A 22,013-nucleotide genomic window follows, 5' to 3' on the forward strand; every position below is an offset into this window, starting at 1 on the left:
CGGGATCGCTTCAGGAGCCCTGCCGCAGTTTCGCCAGCACCTTCAGTCCGCCATAGCCGTCTGCGGGCGTTATGCCGGTCCTCTGCTGAAAATCCTTGATTGCCTTCATGGTGTCGTTGCCGACGCGGCCGTCGGTGCCGCCGGTGTCGAATCCGGCTTTCGTCAAACGCGTCTGCATCTCCTGCACTTCCGCGAGGGTCAGCGCGCGCTCGGAGCCGGGGAAGGGTTGGATGAACGGCGGCGCGCCCAGGCAGCGATCGCCGAGGTGGCAGATCGCCAGCGCATAGTTCATCGATGGATTGTAGCTCTTCACCGAATAGAAGTTCGGTCCCAGCAAAAACGTCGGCCCGCCAGCGACCGGCGTCCACATCTGCGCCGACGCATTGGGTTGCGGAAACGGCTGGCCGTCGGCGCGCGTGACTCCGGCGGCTTGCCAAGCCGCATAGGTTCGCCCGCCGCTCATGTTGCCGGGCGCGCGCACCTCGTAGCCCCAATGCTCGCCGCGGTGCCACTTGCCGCGGTTGACGAGATATTTTGCGGTCGAGCCCAGCGCATCGTCGGGCTTGCCGAACGGCGACACCTTGCCGTCGCCGTCATAGTCGATGCCGACATTGAGCCAAACTTCCGGCATCCACTGCGAATGTCCCATCGCGCCGGCCCAGGAACCCTGCATCTCGTCCGGCGTGCCCCAGCCCTTGTCGACGATGCGTAGCGCGTTGATCAGCTCGGTTTCCCAATAGGCCTTTCGCCGCGGCTCGTTCCAGGCGAGCGCAGCAAGCGAGGGAAATACCGGCTTCATGTGGTTCTGCTGCACCAGTGGATCGCCATAGGCGGATTCCACACCCCACAACGCGAGCAACGTGCCGCGCTCGACGCCGAAATCACGCTCGATGCGTGCGAACAGCGCCTCGTTGTTCTTCAGCGCGATCTTGCCGTTGATGATGCGCCAGTCGGAGACGCGGCGATTGATGTATTGCCAGACCTGTTCGTTGAACTCCGGCTGGTTGCGGATCTCCTTGAACACGCTCATGTCCGGCTCGACACGCGCCATCGCGCGCTGCCAGGTGGCGGCCGAAATGCCCTTGGCCATCGCGCGCGCGCGAAAACTCTCGCGCCATTCCTCGAAGCCGGGCGGAGCGGCTGCAAGGGCCGGCGAGGCGATGAGGGCGGCTGCGCCGAGCACGGATTGCAGCGCGGCGCGGCGGGTCGGATGGGGTGAGGAATCAGGCTTGTTCATGCAGACAGTTTAGCCGGAAGCAGGCGTTCTCGTTGGTGAAACCTGAAGCCGGAGGGACGACTTTCGGCCCATCGGTTTACGGAACCTTCGCATGTGATTGCGCAGAATGGCGGCATGCAGGAGCTGTTCGACCTCATCCGCGCCAATCCGTTGCCCTTTGCCGGCGAGCTGTTCGCTGTGATCGTGGCGATCATCGCGGAAACCCTTGGCGGCGGGCATTACAGCACCGGCGGGGACTTTGCCGATTTCGACCGGGGCGGCGACTAACCCTCCTGCAGATCCGTCGCGATCCGAGCCAGCCAGCGGCGGATAGCAGTTTCCGCCTTCGCGTCCAGCCCCGCGGCGAGGCGCTGCTCCAAAGCGAGAACACGCTCCCGGCACGTCTTCAGAAGCGCCTTGCCGCGCGCCGTCAACGTCCATTGCAGGATGCGGCCGTGCACGGGATGCGGCGACTTGCGGATCGCGCCGTCGCGTTCGAGATTGCCGATGATCACGCCGACGGTCTGCGGCGTCAGGAAGGTCAGGCGGGCAACCTCGGCGCCGGAGAGACCGGGATAGGCCTTCAGCATGGTGAGCACCGCAAATTGCGGCGGTGTCACGCCGAGATCGGCAAGGCTCCGTTCCATGCTAAGCCTCACTGCGGCCTGCGCCTGGCGCAAGAGATAGCCGAGATAACCCTCTTCGCCGCGTTTGCCTTCGCCGGGGGCAGGCGGAACGACCGTCCGTTCCGGTTGCATATTTGTGATCTGGCGAGGCTTGCGCATAATATCAGAGCCCTGATAACTTGTAAGTACACTTATAATATCACGAGGTGAGGTCCATGTCACACGCCCGCAGCGAATATGAAGACTTCAAGGCGCTTGCCCCCGATGCCTATGACCTGACGCTCGCGCTCGGCCAGCTTGCGGCCAAGGCCGGTCTCGACAAGCAGCTGCTCGAGCTGATCAAGCTGCGCGCCTCGCAGATCAACGGCTGTGCCTTCTGCGTGCAGCATCACATCCTGCTGTCCGAGCGGCTGGGCGTCCCCGTCGACAAGCTCAGTCTGGTCGCGGTGTGGCGCGAGGCACCGATCTTTTCGGCGCGCGAGCGGGCCGCGCTCGCCTGGACCGAGGCGCTGACTTTCCTGCCGGAAGGTGTCAGCGACGACGTCTACGCCGAGGCGAGCCGCGAATTCTCCGAAAAGGAGCTGATGTACCTGACCTCGGCGGTCGCCTCGATCAACGTCTGGAACCGCTTTGGGGCCGCCTACCGCTGGACGCCGCCGCAGCGGCCGGCCGTGACGCACGCCAAGGCGTCGTGATCCCACAACCTTCGGGAGGACACAGGATGTCGTCAACGATATCAGTCATCTCCGCCATGCCCTGGCGGCCTCAATCGCGACCGCTGTCGCTCGCGATCGTCGCGGGTCTCGCCTGCGCACTGGCCCTCGGAAAGGCGCTGCCGTCGACGATGGACGCCGTCTCCGGCGCGCTGGCGCCGCTCTGTGCCAACGCAGCGGAAGGATCGCCGCTCGACAAGGTCGAGCCGATCGGCTCCTACGCGCTGCCGAACGTGCCGGGCAAGCGCGTCACTATCGTGCGGGTCACTTACGGCCCGGGCGGCTTCTCGCGGCCACACCGGCACGCCGGCTCCGTCACCGCCTATATCACCAAGGGCGAGATCCGCTCCCAGCTCGGCGGCGGCCCGGTCGAGACCTTCACGGTCGGGCAGTCCTTCTTCGAGCCGCCGGGCTCGACGCATCTGGTGTCGGCGAACGCAAGCAACACGGAGCCGGCGGAGCTGATCGCCGTGTTCGTGGCGGATGAAGGTGCCCAGCTCACGACGTTCATCAACTAGCGCGGGCTAACCGGCGTGCCTTGACCTCCTGCGCCGGCGCCGCGATATCGCGTCACGGATGCCATAGCCTGCGGCCATTCCTGCGCTGAAAATGCCGACGATGATGAGGATTGCGAACATCGCAACTGGACCCGCGTAGCGATTAACCTCCGTACGAGGCCGGATCCGGGTTGTCGGACGGGCTCGCGAAGGACTTCTTCATCGAAGCGGGCATCGGGACGTGGAAGTTCAGACCGCGCGGCGGCACCGGCTCCATGAACCACTTGTCGTAGATCTTCTCGATCTCGGCGCTCTTGTAGAGCTTGGCAGTCGCGCGATCGACCACCGTCTTGAATGGCGCGTCGTCCTTGCGCAGCATGATGCCGTAGGGCTCCGGATCGGAGAAGGCGCCAGAGCTGATCGCGTAGATCGACGGCTCCTTTGCGGACGCTATCATGGCCGCGAGCTGGATGTCGTCCATGACGAAGGCCTGGGCCCGGTCGGTCTCGACCATCAGGAACGCTTCGGGGGTGTCCTTGGCATTCATCACCGTGATGCCAAGCGAGCGGGCGGCATTGGCCTTGTTGAGCTGCACCAGATTGGTCGAGCCAGAGACGGAGACGACGGCCTTGCCCTTGAGGTCGTCGATCTGATCGAGCTTAAGCGCCTTTTTGGACACGAAGCGGCTGGCCGTGAGGAAATGCGTGTTGGTGAAGGACACCTGCTTCTGGCGCTCGGCATTGTTGGTCGTCGAGCCGCATTCGAGATCGATGGTGCCGTTGGCCATCAGCGGAATGCGGTTGGACGAGGTGACGACGCTCTCGTTGACCTCGAGCTTGTCGAGCTTGAGCTCGGCCTTGATCTCGTCGACGATCTTCATGCAGATGTCGATCGCGTAGCCGACGGTCTTCTGGTGATCGTCGATATAGCTGAAAGGCGGTGCTGCGTCGCGCACCCCGAGCGTGATCGCGCCGGTATCCTTGATCTTCTTTAACGTGCCGCTCAGCTCCTGCGCATCGGCAGGGGCGGCGAACGCGACGGCCAGCATGGCCGCCGTGGTCAGAAAACGCATGTGCTTCCCTTATTCCGTTTCACTGCGGCGCTCGCGCGCGGCCGCTGCGCCTGCCAAGCACCCAAGCAATTCTGAGGCCAGATAGAGGCGGGGGAATAAAGGGAGGGCGCGTCCTGGCCTTCCCTCGCTCGCCTCAATTCTCCTCGTTGCTCGCGCCTTCTCGCTGGTCCGGCTTGACCGCATCTTCGGGCAGCGCGTGCGCAAGCGGCTGCGCCGCGCCAGCGACCTCCGGTCCGATCTCGCGGCCGCGGCCGCGGATCAGGCGTTCATAGGCGGAGACGAGGGTGATGTAGGGGTTGACCCAGATCCAGCCGTCGCGGGTGAACACCTGGACGTCGAAATGCAGGTGAAGCGACGTGCCGCCGGGATGGTCGAGATAGTTGGAGATCACGCCGATCTTCTCGCCCTCGCTGACGATACGGCCGTTGACGAGACCGTCGGCGTTCATCGCGGATGGGTTCATGTGCATGTAGCGGAAGCGGATATGCTCGGTGCGGCTGTTGATCTGGAGCGTCGCCGCCTGGTCCTTCGGCCCGCGGATCACGGTCGCGTCGCGTACGGCGACGACGCTTCGTTGCTTAGGGTCGCAACGTTCGCCGGCATCAGTATTCGCTGCGCAATCGGCGGCGCGGATGTCCTCACCCTGGTGGCCATAGCCACCCGGGCACTGCCAGACCTCGAAGCTGCGAGATTCGCAAAAATTATCACGCCAGGGATAGGCGGCCGGCCCCTCCATCTTGTCGCGCTTGCCGTAGGATTGCGAGCGGACGAAGGCCGGCGCCTTCGCGAGCGGAAAGCGGATCTGGGCATAGGCCATGACGTCGGGATGGCCCGCCTGCTTGCGGTAGCCGGTGTTGGGAATGATGTCGCCGCTCGGCCGGTAGCCGAAATCCGCCGATCGCCCCAAAGGCCGATCGACCATCTCGGAGGCGACGTCCGTCAGCGGACGCGTGCGCTGGCCGCCCGCGACATGCAATGCCTTCAGGAAACGCTCGGCAACCGGATAAGCCTCCTTGCAGGCGAGCCGCCGCGGTTTTGCGACGCTGTCGAGGCACTGGATGGACACGACATAGGCGGCGCCGAAACGGCTGAAGGCGTAGCGCACATAGCCTTCACGGATGAACCGGCGCAGATCCGGATATTGGCCGGCGAGCGACTTGACCGGCTCGCCCTTGCCGCCGGCGGGATCGGCGAGATCGTAGATCAGCGCGGAGCCGGTGATCTGGACCTCGACCGGCTTTGCGAACACCCGTTGCGGCAGACCGTCGCCGGCGCCCGGCTCGAGCGAGAAGACGGCGTCGTAGCCGGCAGGGCCGGCATCGAACAGGTCAGCCGGGCTGAAGTCGAACTGGTAGCGGACCAGCGACATGTTCGCCGGCGCGCCGCTGCGCTGCGCGTCGAGATAGGCGGCGGCGTCGAAGGGCAGCAGCACCGGAACGGAGCTGCGCGCGATACCTGAGAAGAATTGCGAGGAAACCCCGTTGAGCTGTACCAGCGCCGGCAGCGCGCGGGGATCGAAGCGGCCGACCGAGCGGCGCTGCGTGAACACGAAGTCACCGGCGACCGCGGGATGCGCGTTGATTTCGCTGCGGAGCTGGTCGAGCGCTACGCGCCAGTCGACGCGCAGGGCCGTGAGCGAGGGGGTGCGGAATTCGTCCGCGGACAACGGCGGACAGCCGGCGACCAGAAGCGTAAGCAACCCAAGGAGAGACGAGACGAAGCGGAAGCTGTGTCTGCCCACTGTTGTCTCGCCCCCCGGCGACCTTGCCTGTTCCGACCGTTCGGTCGCTTTGCCTAGTCCTTGGCGCGCTCGGCGTACGAACCGTCTTCCGTCATCACCACGACGCGGGTGCCAACCGAGATGTGCGGCGGCACGGTGGTGCGGACGCCGTTGGAGAGCACTGCGGGCTTGTAGGAGGAGGAGGCGGTCTGGCCCTTGGTCACGGGCTCGGTCTCGACCACTTCCAGCGTCACGCGCTGCGGCAGCGCGATCGACACCGGGTTGGCGTCGTGCATGGACAGCTTGACGGTCATGCTCTCCTGGAGATAGGCGGCCGAGGTGCCGATGATGTCCTTGGAAACCTGGACCTGATCGTAGGTCTCCGGGTTCATGAAGTGGTAGCCGTCACCATCCTCATAGAGGAAGGTATAGTTGCGCTCTTCTATCGTGACCTTCTCGACCTGGTCGGTGGTCTTGTAGCGCTCGGAGATCTTTACCCCGTCGCTGATTCGGCGCATTTCGATCTGGCTGACCGGGGTGCCCTTGCCGGGATGGATGTTCTCGGCGGTCACGACGACGTAAAGTTTGCCGTCTTGCTCGATCACGTTGCCCTTGCGAATAGAACTGGCGATGACTCTCAAAGCTATATTTCCTGCTTGCTTGGCCCGGCACCGGCCAGGTCATGGTCTGATTTCGGGGGGACTTGGGGCCTCAAATGGGGCCACGGCGCCCGTTTCGGGCCGCAACATACTGATTTTGCCGTTGGATGCCAGCATTTTGCTGGTCCCTGGAGCGGTCAGTTAATGGCTGGGGACAAGCCCATCAGTCCGTTCTGGGCGCCCAACCGGCATATCGACCGGCGACCGTTCCTCCAGGCAAGGGGGGCGATCACCGCGGCCGTCAGGGGCTTTTTCGCAGAACAGGACTTTGTCGAGGTCGAAACCTCGGTTTTGCAGGTCTCGCCGGGCAATGAGACCCATCTGCACGCGCCCCGGACCGAGATCGTGCGCCCTGACGGCAGCCGGGTGACGCGGTATTTACGGACTTCGCCGGAGTTCGCCTGCAAGAAGCTGCTCGCGGCCGGGGAGCCCCGGATTTTCGAGCTGGCGCGGGTGTTTCGAGACCGGGAGCGGGGCGACCTGCATCTGCCCGAATTCACTATGCTGGAATGGTACCGCGCAGGCGCCCCCTATGATTCCATCATGGCCGACTGCATCGTGTTGATCGCACGTGCCGCGCAGGCGACCGGGATCGGGCAGTTCTCGTTCCGTGGCCGGGCCGCCGATCCCTTTGCGGAGCCGGAGCTTCTGACGGTTGCCTCTGCTTTCGAGCAGTTTGCAGGCATCGATGTGCTGTCGACCATTTCAGGCGACGAGGGCGACCGCGATGCGCTCGCCGCTGCCGCCAAGACGAAGGTGCGGGTGGCGGAGGACGACACCTGGTCGGACATCTTCAGCAAGGTCCTGGTCGAGCATGTCGAGCCGCATCTGGGGCAGGGGCGTTTGACCATTCTGTTCGAATACCCATCTCCCGAAGCAGCGCTAGCACGGGCGACGGCGGACGATCCGCGGGTGGCCGAACGGTTCGAGGTCTATGCCTGCGGGGTGGAACTTGCCAACGGCTTCGGCGAATTGACCGATGCCGAGGAGCAGCGCCGGCGCTTTCAACTGTCGATGGCGGAGAAGCAGCGCCGCTATGGCGAGGCCTATCCGCTGGACGAGGACTTTCTCGCCGCCGTCGGCCAAATGCCGGAGGCGAGCGGCGTGGCGCTCGGCTTCGACCGGCTGGTGATGCTGGCGAGCGGCGCATTGCGGATTGATCAGGTGGTATGGACGCCGCCTCAAGGAGAGACATGACGAAGACCAACCTTGCGCGCACCTTGCGCGAGCCGGCCGAGCTCGTGGAGCACGGCTTCGCGCCGGCCTCCGAACTCGCTGCGCTCGAGCGTGTCGCCTCGCGCTATGCAGTCGCGATCACGCCCGAGCTCGCCGATCTCATCGACAGCTCGGATTCCGATGATCCCATCGCGCGGCAATTCGTTCCGAATGCTGCGGAACTCGAGGTGCGGCAGGGCGAAGACGCCGATCCGATCGGCGATCACGTCTGGTCGCCGGTTCATGGCATCGTGCATCGCTATCCCGACCGGGTGCTGTTCAAGCTCGTGCATGTCTGCGCGGTCTATTGCCGCTTCTGCTTCCGCCGGGAGATGGTCGGTCCGGGCAAGGAGAACGCGCTGTCGGAGAGCGCCTATCGCGCGGCGATCGACTATATCCGCGCGCACAGCGAGATCTGGGAGGTGATCCTCACCGGCGGCGATCCCCTGATGCTGTCGCCGCGTCGCATGGGCGAGATCATGGCCGATCTCGCCGAGATCGAGCACGTCAAGATCATCCGCCTGCACACCCGCGTGCCGGTGGCCGATCCCGATCGCGTCAGCGAGGAGATGGTTTCGGCCCTGAGGGTCGAGGGCGCGACGACCTGGGTCGCGCTGCACGCCAACCACGCCCGCGAGCTGACGGACAAGGCGCGTGCCGTCTGCGCCCGCCTCGTCGATGCCGGCATTCCCATGGTGAGCCAGTCCGTGCTGCTGCGCGGGGTCAATGACAACGTCGCAGCTTTGTCGGATTTGATGCGTGCTTTCGTCGAATGTCGGATCAAGCCCTACTATCTGCATCATGGCGATCTTGCGCCAGGCACCGCGCATTTGCGCACCACGCTCGCAGAGGGGCAGGATTTGATGCGCGCGCTACGCGGCCGGGTGTCGGGGCTGTGCCAGCCGGAGTTCGTGCTCGATCTTCCCGGCGGCGCCGGCAAATCGCCGGTTGGCCCGAATTACGTGTTGGCGGCGCAAAATACCGCACCCACCAAAGGTGATGCGGCGGCGGAAACGCGCTATCGTATCGTCGACTATTGCGGCGACGTTCATCTCTATCCGCCAGAGGGTTGAGCGGGGACACGCCGGCTTACGGAGGAGCAGAATGAAAAAAATCGTAGTGGCCCTGTCGCTTCTGGTCCTGCTCGATGGTGCGGCCATCGCCCAGACAGGCAGCAAGGGAGTTTCATCGGGAGGAGCAACGTCAGGGTCGGTGCCGCCCGCACCGGTCGGCCATCGCCAGCCGCGCGCTTCCGACGTGCCGAACGAGAAGAACCTCAGCGATCCCAGCGATCCCCTGAGCAAGGAAAACCAGGCGCTCGACAAGAAGATCAAGAGCATCTGCCGCGGGTGCTGAAGCTTCGTGTGCGGGCGGGACGCGACAGCTCGCCCCGCCCGCAGGTCTTTTGGGTTCAGGCGGAGCGCTCGTGGACCCCGGAGCGCTGCGCGTTGCGCCGGACGTCGACCGCGTCGGCAAGCTGCTCGAGCACGCTCGCCGTCGTCGTCCAGTCGATGCAGCCATCGGTGATGCTCTGGCCGTAAGTGAGCGGCTTGCCCGGCACCACGTCCTGGCGGCCGGCGACGAGGTTGCTCTCGATCATCACGCCCATGATGCGGCTCTCGCCGCCGGCGATCTGGCCGGCGATGTCGGCGGTGACGATCGGCTGGTTCTCCGGCTTCTTGCTCGAATTGGCGTGGCTCGCATCCACCATCAGGCGCGGCCCGACGCCGGATTTGGCTAGCTCGTTGCAGGCCGCCGTAACGCTCGCGGCGTCGTAGTTCGGCTTGCTGCCGCCGCGCAGGATGATGTGGCAGTCTTCATTGCCCGCGGTCGACGCGATCGCCGAGCGGCCGCGCTTGGTCACCGCCATGAAATGGTGCGGATGGGCGGCTGACTTCACCGCGTCCGCAGCGATGCGGATATTACCATCGGTTCCGTTCTTGAAGCCGACCGGGCAGGACAGCCCCGACGCCAGCTCGCGATGGATCTGGCTCTCGGTCGTGCGCGCGCCGATCGCAGCCCAGGACACGAGGTCGGCGATGTATTGCGGCGTCGTCATGTCGAGGAATTCGGCGCCGGCGGGCAGGCCCAGATTGTTCACCGCAGACAGCACGCTACGCCCAAGGCGCAGGCCCTTGTTGATATCGAAGCTGCCATCGAGGTCGGGGTCATTGATCAGCCCCTTCCAGCCGACGGTGGTGCGCGGCTTCTCGAAATAGACCCGCATCACGATCTCGAGCTGGTCGGCGAGATCCTCACGCAGGCGTGCGAGCTTCTCGGCGTAGTCGATCGCGGCCTTGGGATCGTGCACGGAGCAGGGACCGACGACGACCAGAAGCCGGTCGTCCTGGCCATTGAGGATGGCGTGGATGGCGTTGCGCGCTGCCATCACCACGCGGGTCGCGGTGAGCGTGCGCGGGATCTCCCGCATCACCTCTTCCGGCGTGCTCAGCTCTTTCAGTTCGCGGATACGAAGATCGTCGGTCGTGCTCAGCACGGCGGGCTCCTGTTGTTAGAGAACCTGCCGGCCAATAAAAAAGCCGCCAGGTCTGGCGGCTGTTCGGATGTCTTGCTGCAATGTGTCAGATTGAGCGCGATCCTCCCGCCGCCAGCGAGCTGTCGTAGCTAAAGTACCAAAAATAGCTGGTGGCGAAGGTGATCATGGCGGGCTCTATAGCGCAGCATTTGGGGCTTGTCACCCCCCAACAAGGGGGTGAGTGCGACGCGCCGGTCAAGTGTTGCTGTTGCGCGCCGCAAGCGAGATGCCGATCAGCGTGGCGCCGCCGAACAGCAGGTTGATCCCGACGAGGATACCGATCGCCCATTCCGCCGAGCTCGGCAGGCCCGTGATGACCAGAAATGAGATCACGATGTCGACGAGGCCGGAGATCACGAGCCACGACCAGCGGCCGGTCAGCTCGCGGCGATGCTCCAGCGCATACATGATGGTGGCTACGCCCTCGGCGAGGAAATACGCCCCGAGCACGATCGTCAGCGTCAGCACCGCCTGCATCGGCCGCGCCAGCAGGACCATGCCGGCGAGCACGGCCAGCGCCGCCGAGATCAGCGACCACCAGAATCCCGGCATGTTGCGCGCCCAGAAGGTCACGACCAGCCCGCCGATGCCGCTGATCAGGAACATCCAGCCGAGGAAGATCGTGATTGCGAGGCTTGCGAGCGGCGGCAGGATCAGCGCAGCGATGCCGAGAATGGCGAGCAGGATGCCTTCGAACAGGAAGGCTTTCCAATGCGCCTTGACCGCTCGGCTCATGGCGGACTGCAAGCGCGCAAATGGCTCGGGCGACGTCATGGAGGCCTCCAGGCCGCAAGGACCAGATGCGGCTCACTCTAGTATGTGCGTTCCGCGGTGACCACCCGCCTCAGGGCGCCGATGAAAACCCTTCCGCACTGGTGCGGATGCGGTTGCGGCCGAGAACGTAGATCGCCGTTGTGACAACCAGTAGAGCGATGCCGAGCAGGATCGAAGTCAGACCGATGGGGATCAGCACCAGCGTCACGTTGTGATCGGGATTGACCAGCCAGTGATGGATCGAGGTCAGCACGAAGGCGAGGCCGACAAAGCCGACGCCGCCGCCGATCACCAGCAGCGCCCACATGCGGCGCAGCTGGCTGAGGCGCTCACGCGCGATCTCGGTCCGCGGTGCGTGGTGGCGCGCGGCGCGCCGCACCAGGCGGATGGCGAAAGCGATCGAGCTGAAGCCGATCACAAGGCTCGCCACGCCGAGCCACATCCGCAGATTCGGATCGAGGTCGGGCATCCGCTGCAAGGTCAGCAGCGGAAAATCGAAGCTCGCATGCAGCGCGAGCGGGCCCATCAGCATCAGGACGCGGCTCGAGAAACGCGCCCAGTCGCGATGATGGCGATGCGCGCCGAGCGCCGTGCCCGAGCGGGCGATGGCGAGATAGGCCCCCGCAATGATGCCGAGCGCGCCGTGGAAGGGCACCGTGAGCACGCTGCGCAAGGCCGCCAGCGAGCGCCACATGTCGGCATGCTGCACGAGATAAGCGAGGTTTTCGTAGGCCGCAAAGCCGAGCCCGACCGCGGCGCCGTAGACCACCGTGTCCATCGGATTGGCAAAGGTCCGCCGCTTGGTCGAGGAGACCAGCACGATGGCGATGACCTTCACGGCTTCCTCCGGCAGCGCCACGCCGAAGATCGAATGCATTGCGATCGCTGCCCAGGGATCGTCGGGGGCTGCGACCATCTTGGCGAACGGCGCACGGGCGAGCCCCAGCAGCGAGATGCTGGCTGCACCGAGCAGGAAAGCGGTCCAGACCTGGGCAGGCGGCCCCGGGCGCTCCTCGGCCGCGATGACGAGCCAGAGCATCAACAGGGCCGGGGCGACGGCGGCCGTCCCGATCACGGTCGGCAATGCTTCAAGCAGGGTCAACATCGGCTGGACAATAGGTTCCCTTGGTCAGCTTATCCACTTGTAGCGATGCGACGATGTGTCATGCGCTTGCTATCGCAACGCTTAACGGTCCCGACAGCGTCCGTTCATCCGTGCTCGAAAGCGCCAGCGCAATCAATCGCATAACAGTCTCCGCTCGACAGCCACATCAAGGATCGCGCATCTTGTGGGGGCGCTATTAGTCAGAAAAATCAATGAGTTCCGATCGCATCTTCGCTTCACGGCGCGCGCATCCAGACCGCCGCTCGGAGCTCCTATCGCCGATACGGCGGATGGTTGCGGCGTGCGCGAACCTGCTCAAGCTGCCAGAAGACGCGCACAAAACATGAGCCCAGGCAAACTATGATGAGCAGCAGCAGGACGACCTGATCGGGAGCGGCAAGATGGATCATGCCCCTGACAAAGCAACACCTATGCCATCTGTTCCCCGCGGTGCTCCGCGCCCGGGTATGCAGACACGCTACTAGTGCAGCCCGCCTGTCGCCGTATCCGCATATGCGCTGTCGGAAGCTGATTGAGTGTCGGGCGAGATGTCGAAAGCGCCGAGATGGAATTCATCGCCGACCGCATCCGCCGACGGCAATTGCGCGAGGAGTGTGAAGGCAGCGTCGGGATATTGCTTCCAGACTTGGAGGTCGCCCTCCGTGATCGTCAGCCAGCCGAACGTGTACATATAGCGTCCGGGCTCGGTGACCCGGCCGACGCGTTCCCAGGTGATCTTGTTGACAGCCATTCGGTCTCCGATCGCAAGCGAGCAATGACAGCGAAGGCCGCGCACAAGGCACGGTCGGCATCAGTTTGCATTGGCAATTCGGGCCAAGGCAAGGCGATCAGTCGAACGCGGTTAAGGTGCGGCAGTCATTGCGCGAGCGCGTGGCCGCGGCGGACGGGGGCGATCAGCCGAACGATCTCACAGGCGGCCAAGAGGCCGAGCAGCCACGCGACATTGAGCAGTCCGAGGCGGGTCACGATCGCCGTCGTGAAAGCGCTGGCGCCGCCGAGGACAGGCGTGACGGCGAACAGCGCGAACTCGTAGGCGCCAAAGGCGCAAACAAGAGTGAGAGCAAGCACCAGTGGCATGCGGTTCCAGGGCAGGGCACGGAGAAGAGCTGATGACGCCGCGGTTGCGCCGAGCGCTGCGGCGCCGATTGCAACACCCCAGGCCAGCGTGGCCGCATCGACGGGATAGTGGAGCGCGGCGAACCCGATGGTTTGGTTGACGAGCCACGCACCGGCGACGACGAGCAGAGCCGGCCGCAGCGCCAGCGTGGCCGCGGCTATGACGGCGAACGCCGCAAAGGGCGTCGCGCAGGCGAGCGCGAAGCTCGCAAGGGCGCATGAGGTGGTCAGCAGCGCGAAATAGAACGCCGCTGCATGGCGCGGCGCGACCGGACGAAGGCGGACGTGATCGACGGAAGGCGGCATGAAATATCCTCTCGTCGAACTCTAATACATTTTCAGGTCTGAGACAGTCCGGATGAGGTCACGGGTTGGCGGGCGGAACCCTGGCTTCACCGGCCGATGAGCAGGACGACCGTCGCCAAGAAAATGGCGAAGCCAATAGCGGGGACAATGATCCAGACGGTTTCGTTCCTCATGCAGTGATGAGGCAGAAATTTGCGGTATTCCGATAGCTATACGTTGGTTTGAGCGAGGCCTGCTGCGGCGCCCCTGACAAAGATAGATATCTTAATTACATCAATCTGTTGTCTGTATTTTTGAAGGCGGATTCTCCCGTTGATGCACAACGTCAACCCCCAAGCTTTGCGTCCGCGAACATAGGGAGGGATCGCCGCCTAGCCGGATTGTCCGAAGATCGTCTGCCAGTTGTTGGCGGCAAGGCCCGACACGGCATCGCTGTCCACGCTGCGCGTTTGAAGATCGCGATAGATCTGGCCGAGCCTGCGGATCACGGCTGGATCCCGCCGTAGCCCAGTGGCGACGGTCAGGATTTCGACCAGGATGAACTGCGCGATATAGGCATCGGTACCGACCCGCATGGTGGCGTCGTCGGGCACGTCAAGCGGCAGGACCCAGCGCGCAAGTCCTGCCAGTGGCGTTCCGGCGCGCGTCATCGCCACGACCGTCGCTCCGCGCTCGCGCGCGAGCTTCACTGCCTCGAGCAAGGTCGGCATGCGGCCGACATAGGAGATGGCGACGACAACGTCTCGACTGGTCATCGACGAGGCGGAGACCAGCTGGAAATGAGCATCCGAGAACGCGTTCGCCGTCAACCCCAGCCGGAAGAGGCGAGCCTGAAGATCCTGCGCCATGAAATGCGATGTTGCGCCCGTACCGAAGCAGTCGATCCGGCGCGCCTGGTTGAATGCCGTTGCGACCTGTTCGATCACGGCCGGATCGACCAACTTCTGCCACTCGGCGATCGCGGCGATCGTGCTGCCGATCAGATTGCCGACAATGGCCTCGGTTTGGTCGCCAGGCCTGAGGCTGCGATGCAGATGAGGCGTGCCCAGAGCCAGGGCTGCGGCCAGTTTCAGCTTCAGGTCGCGCACGCCCTCGCAGCCGACGCTTCGGGCGAAGCGAATGATGGTGGGCGCACTGACGCCGACCTGCTCGGCAAGCACCTCGACATTCGTCCGCAGGATCGAATCGGGGTCATCGAGCACGAGCTGAGCGATGCGCTGCTGCGAGGCGGGTAGTTTCGGCGACGCCAGGCGGATCGTGGTGATGATGTCCGTCGCACCCGAACCGGCATGCCGATCGGTTTCCGGCGCTGGCTTGTCCCCGTCGCGCGTCATGAGGTCATGAGCTCCTGGACATCACTGCGGATGCAGGCCACAGCGTGGCCCTCGGCCACCGTTTCAAGCGCAGGAACGGTCGTCGCGCAAGCCTCGATGGCGAGCGGGCAGCGCGTGCGGAATACGCAGCCCGAGGGCGGCGATTTCGGACTGGGCAGATCCCCCTTGAGCAGGCGCTGTGCCTTCGGCGCGTCGGGATCGGGCTTCGGCGCCGCCGCCAGGAGCGCCCGCGTATAGGGATGTCGCGGGTTGCGGTTCACCTCTTCGGCCGTGCCGACCTCCATCAGCCGGCCAAGATAGAGCACGGCGATGCGGTCGCACATCAGCTCGACGACGTCGAGATCGTGTGAGATCAGCACCATGGACAGACCAAGCTTACGCCTGAGGTCCTGAAGGAGATTCAGCACCTGCGCCTGCACCGATACGTCGAGCGCCGACACCGGCTCGTCGGCGACGATCAGGCGCGGCTCCACGGCAAGCGCGCGGGCGATGCCGATGCGTTGCCGTTGCCCGCCGGAGAATTCGTGGGGATAGCGGTCGGCGTGGTCCGCGGAGAGGCCCACGAGTTCAAGCAGCTCGGCGATCCGCGCAGCCCTCGCCTTGCCGCGGGCCAGGCCGTGGGCGTCGAGCGCTTCGCCCAGGATCTGTCGAATCCGCAGGCGGGGATTGAGGCTGGCATAGGGATCCTGGAACACCATCTGCATGCGGCGGCGAAGCGGGCGCAACGCGCGCTCGTTGAGCGCGGAGATGTCCTTGCCTTCGAAGCGGATCGTTCCGTTGGTCGGATCGAGAAGCCGTAGCAGGAGGCGGCCGATCGTGCTCTTTCCCGACCCGGATTCTCCGACGAGACCGAGCACCTCGCCGTCGCCGACCGAGAACGACACGTCGTTCACGGCGCGCACCCCTTGCGATGGCGAACCGAACCATTTGGATAGGCCATTGACGGAGAGCAGGGGATCTCCCTGGACAGTCATAATGACCTCCATCTGATGCAGCGGGTGAGGTGTTCCGGCTCGGCGAATTCCAGCCCTGGGGGCGCGGCGCGACAGGCATCGGCCGCGTGTTCGCAGCGCGGCCCGAAGCGACAACCGTCATGGATCGCAAGCGCGCTCGCAACCGTGCCCGGTATGGCCTTGACGACGCGACGACCATCGGCGCCGCGATGGGCCCGCGCCGGCAGGCAGTCCATCAGGCCGCGCGTGTAGGGATGGCGCGCTCCGCGGAACAATGCGCGCACCGGTCCCGCCTCGACGACCTGACCGGCATACATCACCGTCACCCGGTCTGCGACTTCGGCGACCACTCCGAGATTGTGGGTGATGAAAAGGACGCCCATGCCGGTGTCGTGGCGCAGCCGGTCGATCAACGCCAGGATCTGCGCCTGGACCGTGACATCGAGCGCCGTCGTCGGCTCGTCGGCGATCAGGAGCGAGGGATTGCAGGACATCGCCAGTGCGATCATCACGCGCTGGCGCATGCCGCCCGACATCTCGTGCGGATATTCGAGGGCGCGGGACGCGGCGGCCGGGATCTCGACCAGCTCGAGCATCTCGATGGCGCGCTTTTGCGCTGCGCGACGATCGAGCTTCATATGCTGACGAACGGCCTCGGCAATCTGCTCGCCGACGGACAGAACGGGGTTGAGGCTCGTCATCGGCTCCTGGAAGATCATGGCGATCTCGCCGCCCCGAAGTTGCTGCATGGCCTCGCGCGGCAGGGTCGCAAGATCGACCGAGTCACCGCTGCGCCGTCGGAAGAGGATGCGACCTTCGGCGACGCGCCCGGCGGGCCGCGGCAGAAGACCCATCACGGCGAGGCTGGTCACGGATTTGCCGGATCCGGATTCGCCGACGAGCGCGACCGTCTCGCCGGCATGAACCTTGAGGTTCACGCCGAGGATCGGCGTGACGGTGCCGGTCTCGGTGTCGAAGGCGACCTTGAGATCGGCGATGTCCAGAAGGGGCGATGTGTCGGTCAAGATGTCGCCTCCTTACAGCGACTTGCGCAGCTTGGGGTCGAGCATGTCGCGCAATCCGTCGCCGACAAGCTGCAGCGACAGGGCGGCCAGCACGATCGCGAGGCCCGGAAACACGACAAGCCAAATCGCCTGGTCGCTGAAGGACTGGCTGGCGGCAATCATCGTGCCCCAGGTAGGGACCTCCTGCGGCACGCCGGCCCCGAGGAACGACAGGCCTGCTTCGGCGAGCACTGCATAGGCAAAGATGAAGGTCGCCTGGACCAGCACCGGCGAGGTGACGTTGAGCAGGACATGCACGCTCATGATCCGCCACGTCGAGACCCCGAGCGCCCGCGCCGCCTCGACAAAGGGGAGCTCGCGGACGACCAGCGTGGAGGCGCGCACCACGCGCGCCACGCGCGGGGTGTAGACGATGGCGAGCGCGAGGACCACGTTTGTGGCGGATGCGCCGAGCACGGCCACCAGGAAGATCGCCAGCAGAATGTCTGGCAGCGCCATGAAGGCATCGATGACGCGCATGATCGGACCGTCGAGGCGGCGGAAGTAGCCGGCGAGGATACCGAGCAGGGTGCCGCAGGCGACCGACATCATCACGACCGATGCGCCGATGCCGAGCGAGGCGCGGCTTCCGTAGATGATGCGTGAGAGGACGTCGCGGCCGTATTCGTCGGTGCCGAACCAGTTGACCGCGCTCGGCGGCCTGAGGCGGCGGGCGACCCTGACCGCGTTCGGATCGAACGGCGAAATCCATGGCGCGGCGAGCGCGACGACGATGAGGACGAGGAGGATCAGCGCGCCGATCAGCACGATCCGGCGACGGAACAGGCGGCGAAGAAAGAGACCGAAGCCCAACACTGCATCGTCCTCCGTCAGGTCCGCACGCGCGGATCGACCAGCGCATAGATGAGGTCGACGGCGATGTTGATGATCACGTAGATGCCGGCAACCACGATCAGTGCGCCCTGAATGACCGGGTAGTCACGCCGGAGCACCGACGATACGATCAGATTGCCGATCCCGGGCAGGCCGAATACCGTCTCGGTCACGATGGCGCCGCCGATCAGCAGCGCGCCGGTCAGGCCCACGACGGTGACGATCGGAACGAGGGCATTGCCGAAGGCGTGGCGCAGCACCACCCGCCGCTCCGAAATGCCCTTGGCGCGGGCGGTCCGAATGAAGTCTTCGCCGAGCACGTCCAACATGCTCGCGCGGGTGAAGCGCACGATCAGGGCGGAGTTGACGATGCCGAGCACGGTCGCCGGAAGGATGAGATGCGCAAGCCGTTCGGCGAGCGGGGCGCCGGGATCGCCATAGCCGGCGACAGGCAGCCAGCCGAGGCGAACGGCGAAGAACTGGATGAAGAGCAGGCCGAGCCAGAAGCTCGGGATGCTTGCCGACAGCATGGCGATGGCGCTGAGAATCTGATCGACGAGCCGCCCGCGCCAGACCGCCGAGGCGATGCCACAGGGGATGCCGATCAGGGTGGCGAACGCAAGCGCGAACAGGGCAAGGAAGAAGGTCGGCTCGGCGCGCTCGAGCAGCGCCTGCGTGACCGGGCGCTGCAGGAAGATCGAGTGGCCCAGATTGCCCTTCACCACCTCGGCGAGCCACAGGCCGAACTGGATGAAGAGCGGCCGGTCGAGGCCGTAGGTTGTCCTCAGCCGCGCGATATCGTCGGCGGTCGCCTGGTCGCCGAGCATGAGCGCAGCCGGATCACCCGGCGCGAGTCGTGTCAGGAAGAACACGATCGCGGCCACGATGAACATGACAATGACAAGGCCACCCAATCTCTTCGCCAAGCGACTTGCCATGGCACCCCCTTAAAGCATCCAGAGAGGCGGCAGGCCGGTCCGGCGACGAGCGGAGCGATGTTCCGCTCGTCGGCTCGGCCAGGCCCGCGAGCCGACCTTAACCGAGGTCGACGTTCCAGAAGGCTGGCCACGGCATCGGCTTGTAGCCCTTCATCTTGCCCGTGGCGCCCGACAACGCTGCAAAATTTCCAACGCGAATGTACGGCACCTCGTCGGACACGACCTGCTGCACCTTGCCCCACAGCGCGCCGCGCTTGGCCGCGTCGGTCTCGCCGTTGAAGGCGGCGAGCGCGGCGTCCTTGGCCGGCGTCTTCCACCAGCCGGGCGCACCGTCGCTGAGTTGCGGAGGCGACAGCATCGGCTCCGGCAGGAAGGCCGAGTGCGTGACATAGACGTCCCAAAGCGCGGCGTCGCCGCGACGCTGGATCAGCGTTGCCCAGTCCACCACGTCGAGCGTGGCGTTGAAGCCGGCTTCCTTCAGGTTCTCCGCCATCACGAGCGCCATGCGATTGTGGAACTCGTACTGCTTGGAGTTGAGGATGCGGATCGGCGTGTTGTCGTACTTGGCTTCGGCGAGCAGCTTCTTGGCGGCGGCGGCATCCGCCTTGTTGTAGGACGAGGCCCCCGCATCGGAGTAGAAGGGCGACCCCTTTGGGAAATGCTCGGCCGAGGTTGCAAAGAACTTCTCGTCACCGAAGGCCGCGAGCAGCATGTCTGCTTCGCTGAGCGCGAGCTGGAACGCCTTGCGCACCCCGAGATTCGCCATCGGGCCCTGCTTGGTATTGGTCACCACATAGGGAAAGCCGTAGGGCATGGTCAGGATTGGCTGGATGCCGGACGCGCCCGAAACCTTCTTCATGGACTCGACCGGAAGCTGGTCGGAGAACTGGTATTGGCCGGCAATCACGCCTTCGACGCGGGTGTTGGCGTTCGGCACGGGAATGAAGCGCAGCTCGGTGAGCCTGGCCTCTCGCTTGCCGGCATAGCCGCTCGGCGCCTCGGTTCGCCCGACATAGCCGTCGTGGCGCACGAGCAGGGTGTATTGGTCGGGTTTGCGCTCGACGAAACGATAGGGGCCGGTGCCGACGAATTCGGTGAGCGGATTGGCGATCGTCTCCTTGGCCATGATCGCAGCCATGCCGGAGGGCAGCGCCAGATGGCTGAGCAGCGACGGATTGACCGCCTTCAGCGCGATCTCAACGGTCGCCGCGCCCTTGGCGGTGATCGCATCGACGGTAGTGCCGACCGACTTGCCGCGCGGGGTAAGCTCGATCCAGCGCTTCAGGGAGATGACGACATCCTCGGCGTCGAGCTTGCGGCCATTGTGCAGCACCGCGTCCGGGCGGATCGCGATGGTGTAGAGCTTGCCGTCGGCCGAGATCGTCGGCATGTCCGCCGCCAGCATCGGGCGAAGCGCCCAATTGGCGTCGAAAGTGTAGAGCGTCTCGTAGACGTGCTGCATGATGGTGCCGATCAGGTCGGCGGTGGAGGCCATCGGATCGAGCGATTGCGGCTCGCCGACCATGGCGAGGTTGGCGCTGGTCCCGCCGGCGGCATGGACCAGTCCGTCCGGCAGGAGCGTCAGCGCAGCGGCGCCGCCGCCGAGCTTGAAGAACGTGCGCCGATCGAACGGCAGTGTGATCCCCGAGATAGTCATGTCAGCTCCCCTTGGCGGTTGGCGTGGATGCAACTCCCGCAGCATCTCCGATCGGCCTTTTTCCGATCATGCGGCGCCAGGAGCGCCGCGATCAGGGCGAGCTTCTTCTGTTTGCACATCGGCAATGCGTGATGTGGTGTAATTTACTTACACAAATTCGCGGCTGTCAATGACGAATTTGTGTCCCAGCAAGAATCCCCAGATCGGTAACATAACAAAAATGACTATAATAATGGCATTTCTGGACTCCGGACGAAAAATCGCCTTGCGAGCTCGATGGCCGCGCGTGTAAATAATATTCACATCGAAATTCGACGACCGGCTGTGGACGTCCAAGATCCCGTCGATGCGCGGTGCGGGCCAAAGGTAAATCTCATGACGACATATGATCTTGTTTTGCGCGGTGGTCGGGTCATTGATCCCTCCCAAGCCGTCGACGACACCCTCGACGTGGCCTTTGCCAACGGCCGCATAGCTGCGCTCGGCAAGAACCTCGACACAGGCGGCCGTACCGAGGTGCGCGACGTCTCCGGAAAGATCGTCACGCCCGGCCTCATCGATCTCCACACCCATGTCTATTGGGGTGGCACGTCGCTCGGCGTCGATGCCGTGGCCCTGTCAAGGAACGGCGCGGTCGCGACCCACGTGGACACCGGCAGCGCCGGGCCCGGCAATTTTGCCGGCTTTCGCACCCATGTCATCGAGCGCTCGCCGGTGCGCATCATCCCTTACATCAACGTCTCGTTTGCCGGCATCTACGGCTTCTCGAAGCGGGTGATGGTCGGCGAGAGCGGCGATCAGCGCCTGCTCGCGCCGATCGACACCGCCGAGGTGATCCGAGCCAACCGCGATGTGATCGCGGGCATCAAGGTGCGCGTCGGCCGCAACGCCAGCGGCACGGCAGGGCTGGTGCCGCTCGACATCGCCCGCCAGGTCGCCGACGAGGTCGGCATGCCGATGATGGTGCATATCGACGAGCCGCCGCCCACGCTGCCCGACGTGCTCGCGCGCATGCGTTCCGGCGACATTCTCACCCATTGCTTCCGGGCCTTCCCCAATGCGCCGGTCACCGCCGAGGGGCGCGTCCTCGACGCGGTGCTTGAGGCGCGCGGTCGCGGCGTTCTTTTCGACATCGGTCACGGCATGGGGTCTTTCGCATTCTCGACCGCGCGCCCGATGCTCGCAGCCGGCTTTGCTCCCGACACCATTTCGAGCGACGTGCATGCGCTTTGCATCGATGGTCCCGCCTATGACCTCGTGACCACCCTGTCGAAATTCCTGTTTCTCGGCATGCCGCTCGCCGATGTGATCGCGCGGGCGACATGCAAGGCGGCGGCGGCCCTGCGACGGCCGGATCTCGGCACGTTGGCGATCGGCGGTCCCGGCGAAGCCTCGATCCTCGACCTCTCGGCCGGACGGTTCGCGCTGACCGATTCCGTCGGGGAGACCGTCAGCGCCGAACAACGGCTGCTGGCCGCGGGCCTCGTCATCGGCGGCAAGTGGTGGAGCGCTCAAGGCCGCGCCTGAGATCAAGGAGCGTGCAGCGGCGGTTCATTCGCTGCATCCGATCACCTCGTATTCGAACGCCACGCCCTCGCGATCGTTCTCCTCGACCCTCGGCCTGCCAGACTTCGGCGCATATACGTTGGTTTATCGT

At 64.9% G+C, this 22,013-nt stretch carries 23 protein-coding genes; 7 read left to right on the top strand and 16 right to left on the bottom strand.

Going from position 1 to position 22,013, the window contains the following annotated elements; translation table 11 throughout:
- Positions 1-10: 10 nt before the first annotated feature.
- Complete coding sequence (locus tag QQL28_RS25285) at positions 11-1,237, bottom strand: lytic murein transglycosylase (protein WP_284269677.1); 1,227 nt, start codon at positions 1,235-1,237, stop codon at positions 11-13.
- A 114-nt stretch (positions 1,238-1,351) separates the two neighbouring features.
- Between QQL28_RS25285 and QQL28_RS25290 the strand changes: the two genes are divergently transcribed.
- The gene (locus tag QQL28_RS25290) at positions 1,352-1,504 is read left to right on the top strand and encodes a hypothetical protein (protein WP_284269679.1); all 153 of its coding nucleotides are present in this window, start codon (positions 1,352-1,354) and stop codon (positions 1,502-1,504) included.
- Here the strand turns inward: QQL28_RS25290 and QQL28_RS25295 are convergent.
- The gene (locus tag QQL28_RS25295; protein ID WP_431309637.1) at positions 1,501-2,001 is read right to left on the bottom strand and encodes a MarR family winged helix-turn-helix transcriptional regulator; all 501 of its coding nucleotides are present in this window, start codon (positions 1,999-2,001) and stop codon (positions 1,501-1,503) included. The two genes, QQL28_RS25290 and QQL28_RS25295, sit on opposite strands and share 4 nt — an antisense overlap.
- A 56-nt stretch (positions 2,002-2,057) precedes the next feature.
- On the opposite strand from QQL28_RS25295, the gene QQL28_RS25300 reads away from it, so the two are divergent.
- A complete protein-coding gene (locus QQL28_RS25300; protein WP_284269683.1) occupies positions 2,058-2,537 on the top strand; it encodes a carboxymuconolactone decarboxylase family protein in 480 nt (159 codons plus the stop codon).
- A gap of 56 nt (positions 2,538-2,593) precedes the next feature.
- Positions 2,594-3,073 (top strand): cupin domain-containing protein, encoded by a 480-nt coding sequence (locus QQL28_RS25305; protein WP_431309641.1) that lies wholly within the window; start codon positions 2,594-2,596, stop codon positions 3,071-3,073.
- A gap of 142 nt (positions 3,074-3,215) precedes the next feature.
- Here QQL28_RS25305 and QQL28_RS25310 read toward each other — a convergent pair whose 3' ends face one another.
- From QQL28_RS25310 to efp, 3 genes are all read right to left on the bottom strand, one after another.
- A complete protein-coding gene (locus QQL28_RS25310) occupies positions 3,216-4,124 on the bottom strand; it encodes an amino acid ABC transporter substrate-binding protein (RefSeq protein ID WP_284269687.1) in 909 nt (302 codons plus the stop codon).
- Positions 4,125-4,257: 133 nt separating this feature from the next.
- Positions 4,258-5,865 carry a M23 family peptidase gene (locus QQL28_RS25315; RefSeq protein ID WP_284269689.1) on the bottom strand — a complete coding sequence of 536 codons (1,608 nt, stop codon included), beginning with the start codon at positions 5,863-5,865 and terminating at the stop codon, positions 4,258-4,260.
- Positions 5,866-5,918: 53 nt separating this feature from the next.
- The gene (efp, locus tag QQL28_RS25320) at positions 5,919-6,485 is read right to left on the bottom strand and encodes an elongation factor P (RefSeq protein ID WP_284269691.1); all 567 of its coding nucleotides are present in this window, start codon (positions 6,483-6,485) and stop codon (positions 5,919-5,921) included.
- A 162-nt stretch (positions 6,486-6,647) separates the two neighbouring features.
- On the opposite strand from efp, the gene epmA reads away from it, so the two are divergent.
- The 3 genes from epmA to QQL28_RS25335 are packed head-to-tail and all read left to right on the top strand — an operon-like array spanning position 6,648 to position 9,074.
- On the top strand, positions 6,648-7,700 hold the full coding sequence (gene epmA / locus QQL28_RS25325; protein ID WP_284269776.1) for an EF-P lysine aminoacylase EpmA: 1,053 nt from the start codon (positions 6,648-6,650) through the stop codon (positions 7,698-7,700).
- Positions 7,697-8,791, top strand: coding sequence for a lysine-2,3-aminomutase-like protein (locus QQL28_RS25330; protein ID WP_284269693.1), 1,095 nt, complete (start codon positions 7,697-7,699; stop codon positions 8,789-8,791). The genes epmA and QQL28_RS25330 overlap by 4 nt, the downstream gene beginning before the upstream one ends.
- 31 nt (positions 8,792-8,822) lie before the next feature.
- Positions 8,823-9,074, top strand: coding sequence for a hypothetical protein (locus QQL28_RS25335; RefSeq protein ID WP_284269695.1), 252 nt, complete (start codon positions 8,823-8,825; stop codon positions 9,072-9,074).
- A 55-nt stretch (positions 9,075-9,129) separates the two neighbouring features.
- On the opposite strand, the gene QQL28_RS25340 is transcribed toward QQL28_RS25335, so the two are convergent.
- The 11 genes from QQL28_RS25340 to QQL28_RS25390 form a co-directional block, all read right to left on the bottom strand.
- A complete protein-coding gene (locus QQL28_RS25340; protein WP_284269697.1) occupies positions 9,130-10,215 on the bottom strand; it encodes a 3-deoxy-7-phosphoheptulonate synthase in 1,086 nt (361 codons plus the stop codon).
- 234 nt (positions 10,216-10,449) lie between these two features.
- Complete coding sequence (locus QQL28_RS25345; RefSeq protein WP_284269699.1) at positions 10,450-11,028, bottom strand: HdeD family acid-resistance protein; 579 nt, start codon at positions 11,026-11,028, stop codon at positions 10,450-10,452.
- Between the two features lie 70 nt (positions 11,029-11,098).
- A complete protein-coding gene (locus QQL28_RS25350) occupies positions 11,099-12,130 on the bottom strand; it encodes a PrsW family intramembrane metalloprotease (protein WP_284269777.1) in 1,032 nt (343 codons plus the stop codon).
- A gap of 484 nt (positions 12,131-12,614) precedes the next feature.
- Positions 12,615-12,884: a hypothetical protein gene (locus tag QQL28_RS25355; RefSeq protein ID WP_284269701.1), complete on the bottom strand. Its 270-nt coding sequence runs from the start codon at positions 12,882-12,884 to the stop codon at positions 12,615-12,617.
- A 125-nt stretch (positions 12,885-13,009) separates the two neighbouring features.
- A complete protein-coding gene (locus tag QQL28_RS25360; RefSeq protein ID WP_284269703.1) occupies positions 13,010-13,576 on the bottom strand; it encodes a hypothetical protein in 567 nt (188 codons plus the stop codon).
- 371 nt (positions 13,577-13,947) lie between these two features.
- Positions 13,948-14,910, bottom strand: coding sequence for a MurR/RpiR family transcriptional regulator (locus tag QQL28_RS25365; RefSeq protein WP_284269705.1), 963 nt, complete (start codon positions 14,908-14,910; stop codon positions 13,948-13,950).
- Positions 14,907-15,884 (bottom strand): ABC transporter ATP-binding protein, encoded by a 978-nt coding sequence (locus QQL28_RS25370; protein ID WP_284269707.1) that lies wholly within the window; start codon positions 15,882-15,884, stop codon positions 14,907-14,909. The genes QQL28_RS25365 and QQL28_RS25370 overlap by 4 nt, the downstream gene beginning before the upstream one ends.
- Positions 15,881-16,888 (bottom strand): ABC transporter ATP-binding protein, encoded by a 1,008-nt coding sequence (locus QQL28_RS25375; protein ID WP_284269710.1) that lies wholly within the window; start codon positions 16,886-16,888, stop codon positions 15,881-15,883. The genes QQL28_RS25370 and QQL28_RS25375 overlap by 4 nt, the downstream gene beginning before the upstream one ends.
- 12 nt (positions 16,889-16,900) lie before the next feature.
- Positions 16,901-17,743, bottom strand: a complete 843-nt coding sequence (locus tag QQL28_RS25380) for an ABC transporter permease (protein WP_284269712.1) — start codon at positions 17,741-17,743, stop codon at positions 16,901-16,903.
- Positions 17,744-17,757: 14 nt separating this feature from the next.
- A complete protein-coding gene (locus QQL28_RS25385; protein ID WP_284269714.1) occupies positions 17,758-18,699 on the bottom strand; it encodes an ABC transporter permease in 942 nt (313 codons plus the stop codon).
- Positions 18,700-18,796: 97 nt separating this feature from the next.
- A complete protein-coding gene (locus QQL28_RS25390; RefSeq protein WP_284269716.1) occupies positions 18,797-20,356 on the bottom strand; it encodes an ABC transporter substrate-binding protein in 1,560 nt (519 codons plus the stop codon).
- A gap of 375 nt (positions 20,357-20,731) precedes the next feature.
- Between QQL28_RS25390 and QQL28_RS25395 the strand changes: the two genes are divergently transcribed.
- Positions 20,732-21,883 carry an amidohydrolase/deacetylase family metallohydrolase gene (locus QQL28_RS25395; RefSeq protein ID WP_284269718.1) on the top strand — a complete coding sequence of 384 codons (1,152 nt, stop codon included), beginning with the start codon at positions 20,732-20,734 and terminating at the stop codon, positions 21,881-21,883.
- The last annotated feature ends 130 nt before the right edge of the window (positions 21,884-22,013 follow it).

Source organism: Bradyrhizobium iriomotense, assembly GCF_030160715.1.
GTDB classification, from domain to species: domain Bacteria; phylum Pseudomonadota; class Alphaproteobacteria; order Rhizobiales; family Xanthobacteraceae; genus Bradyrhizobium; species Bradyrhizobium iriomotense.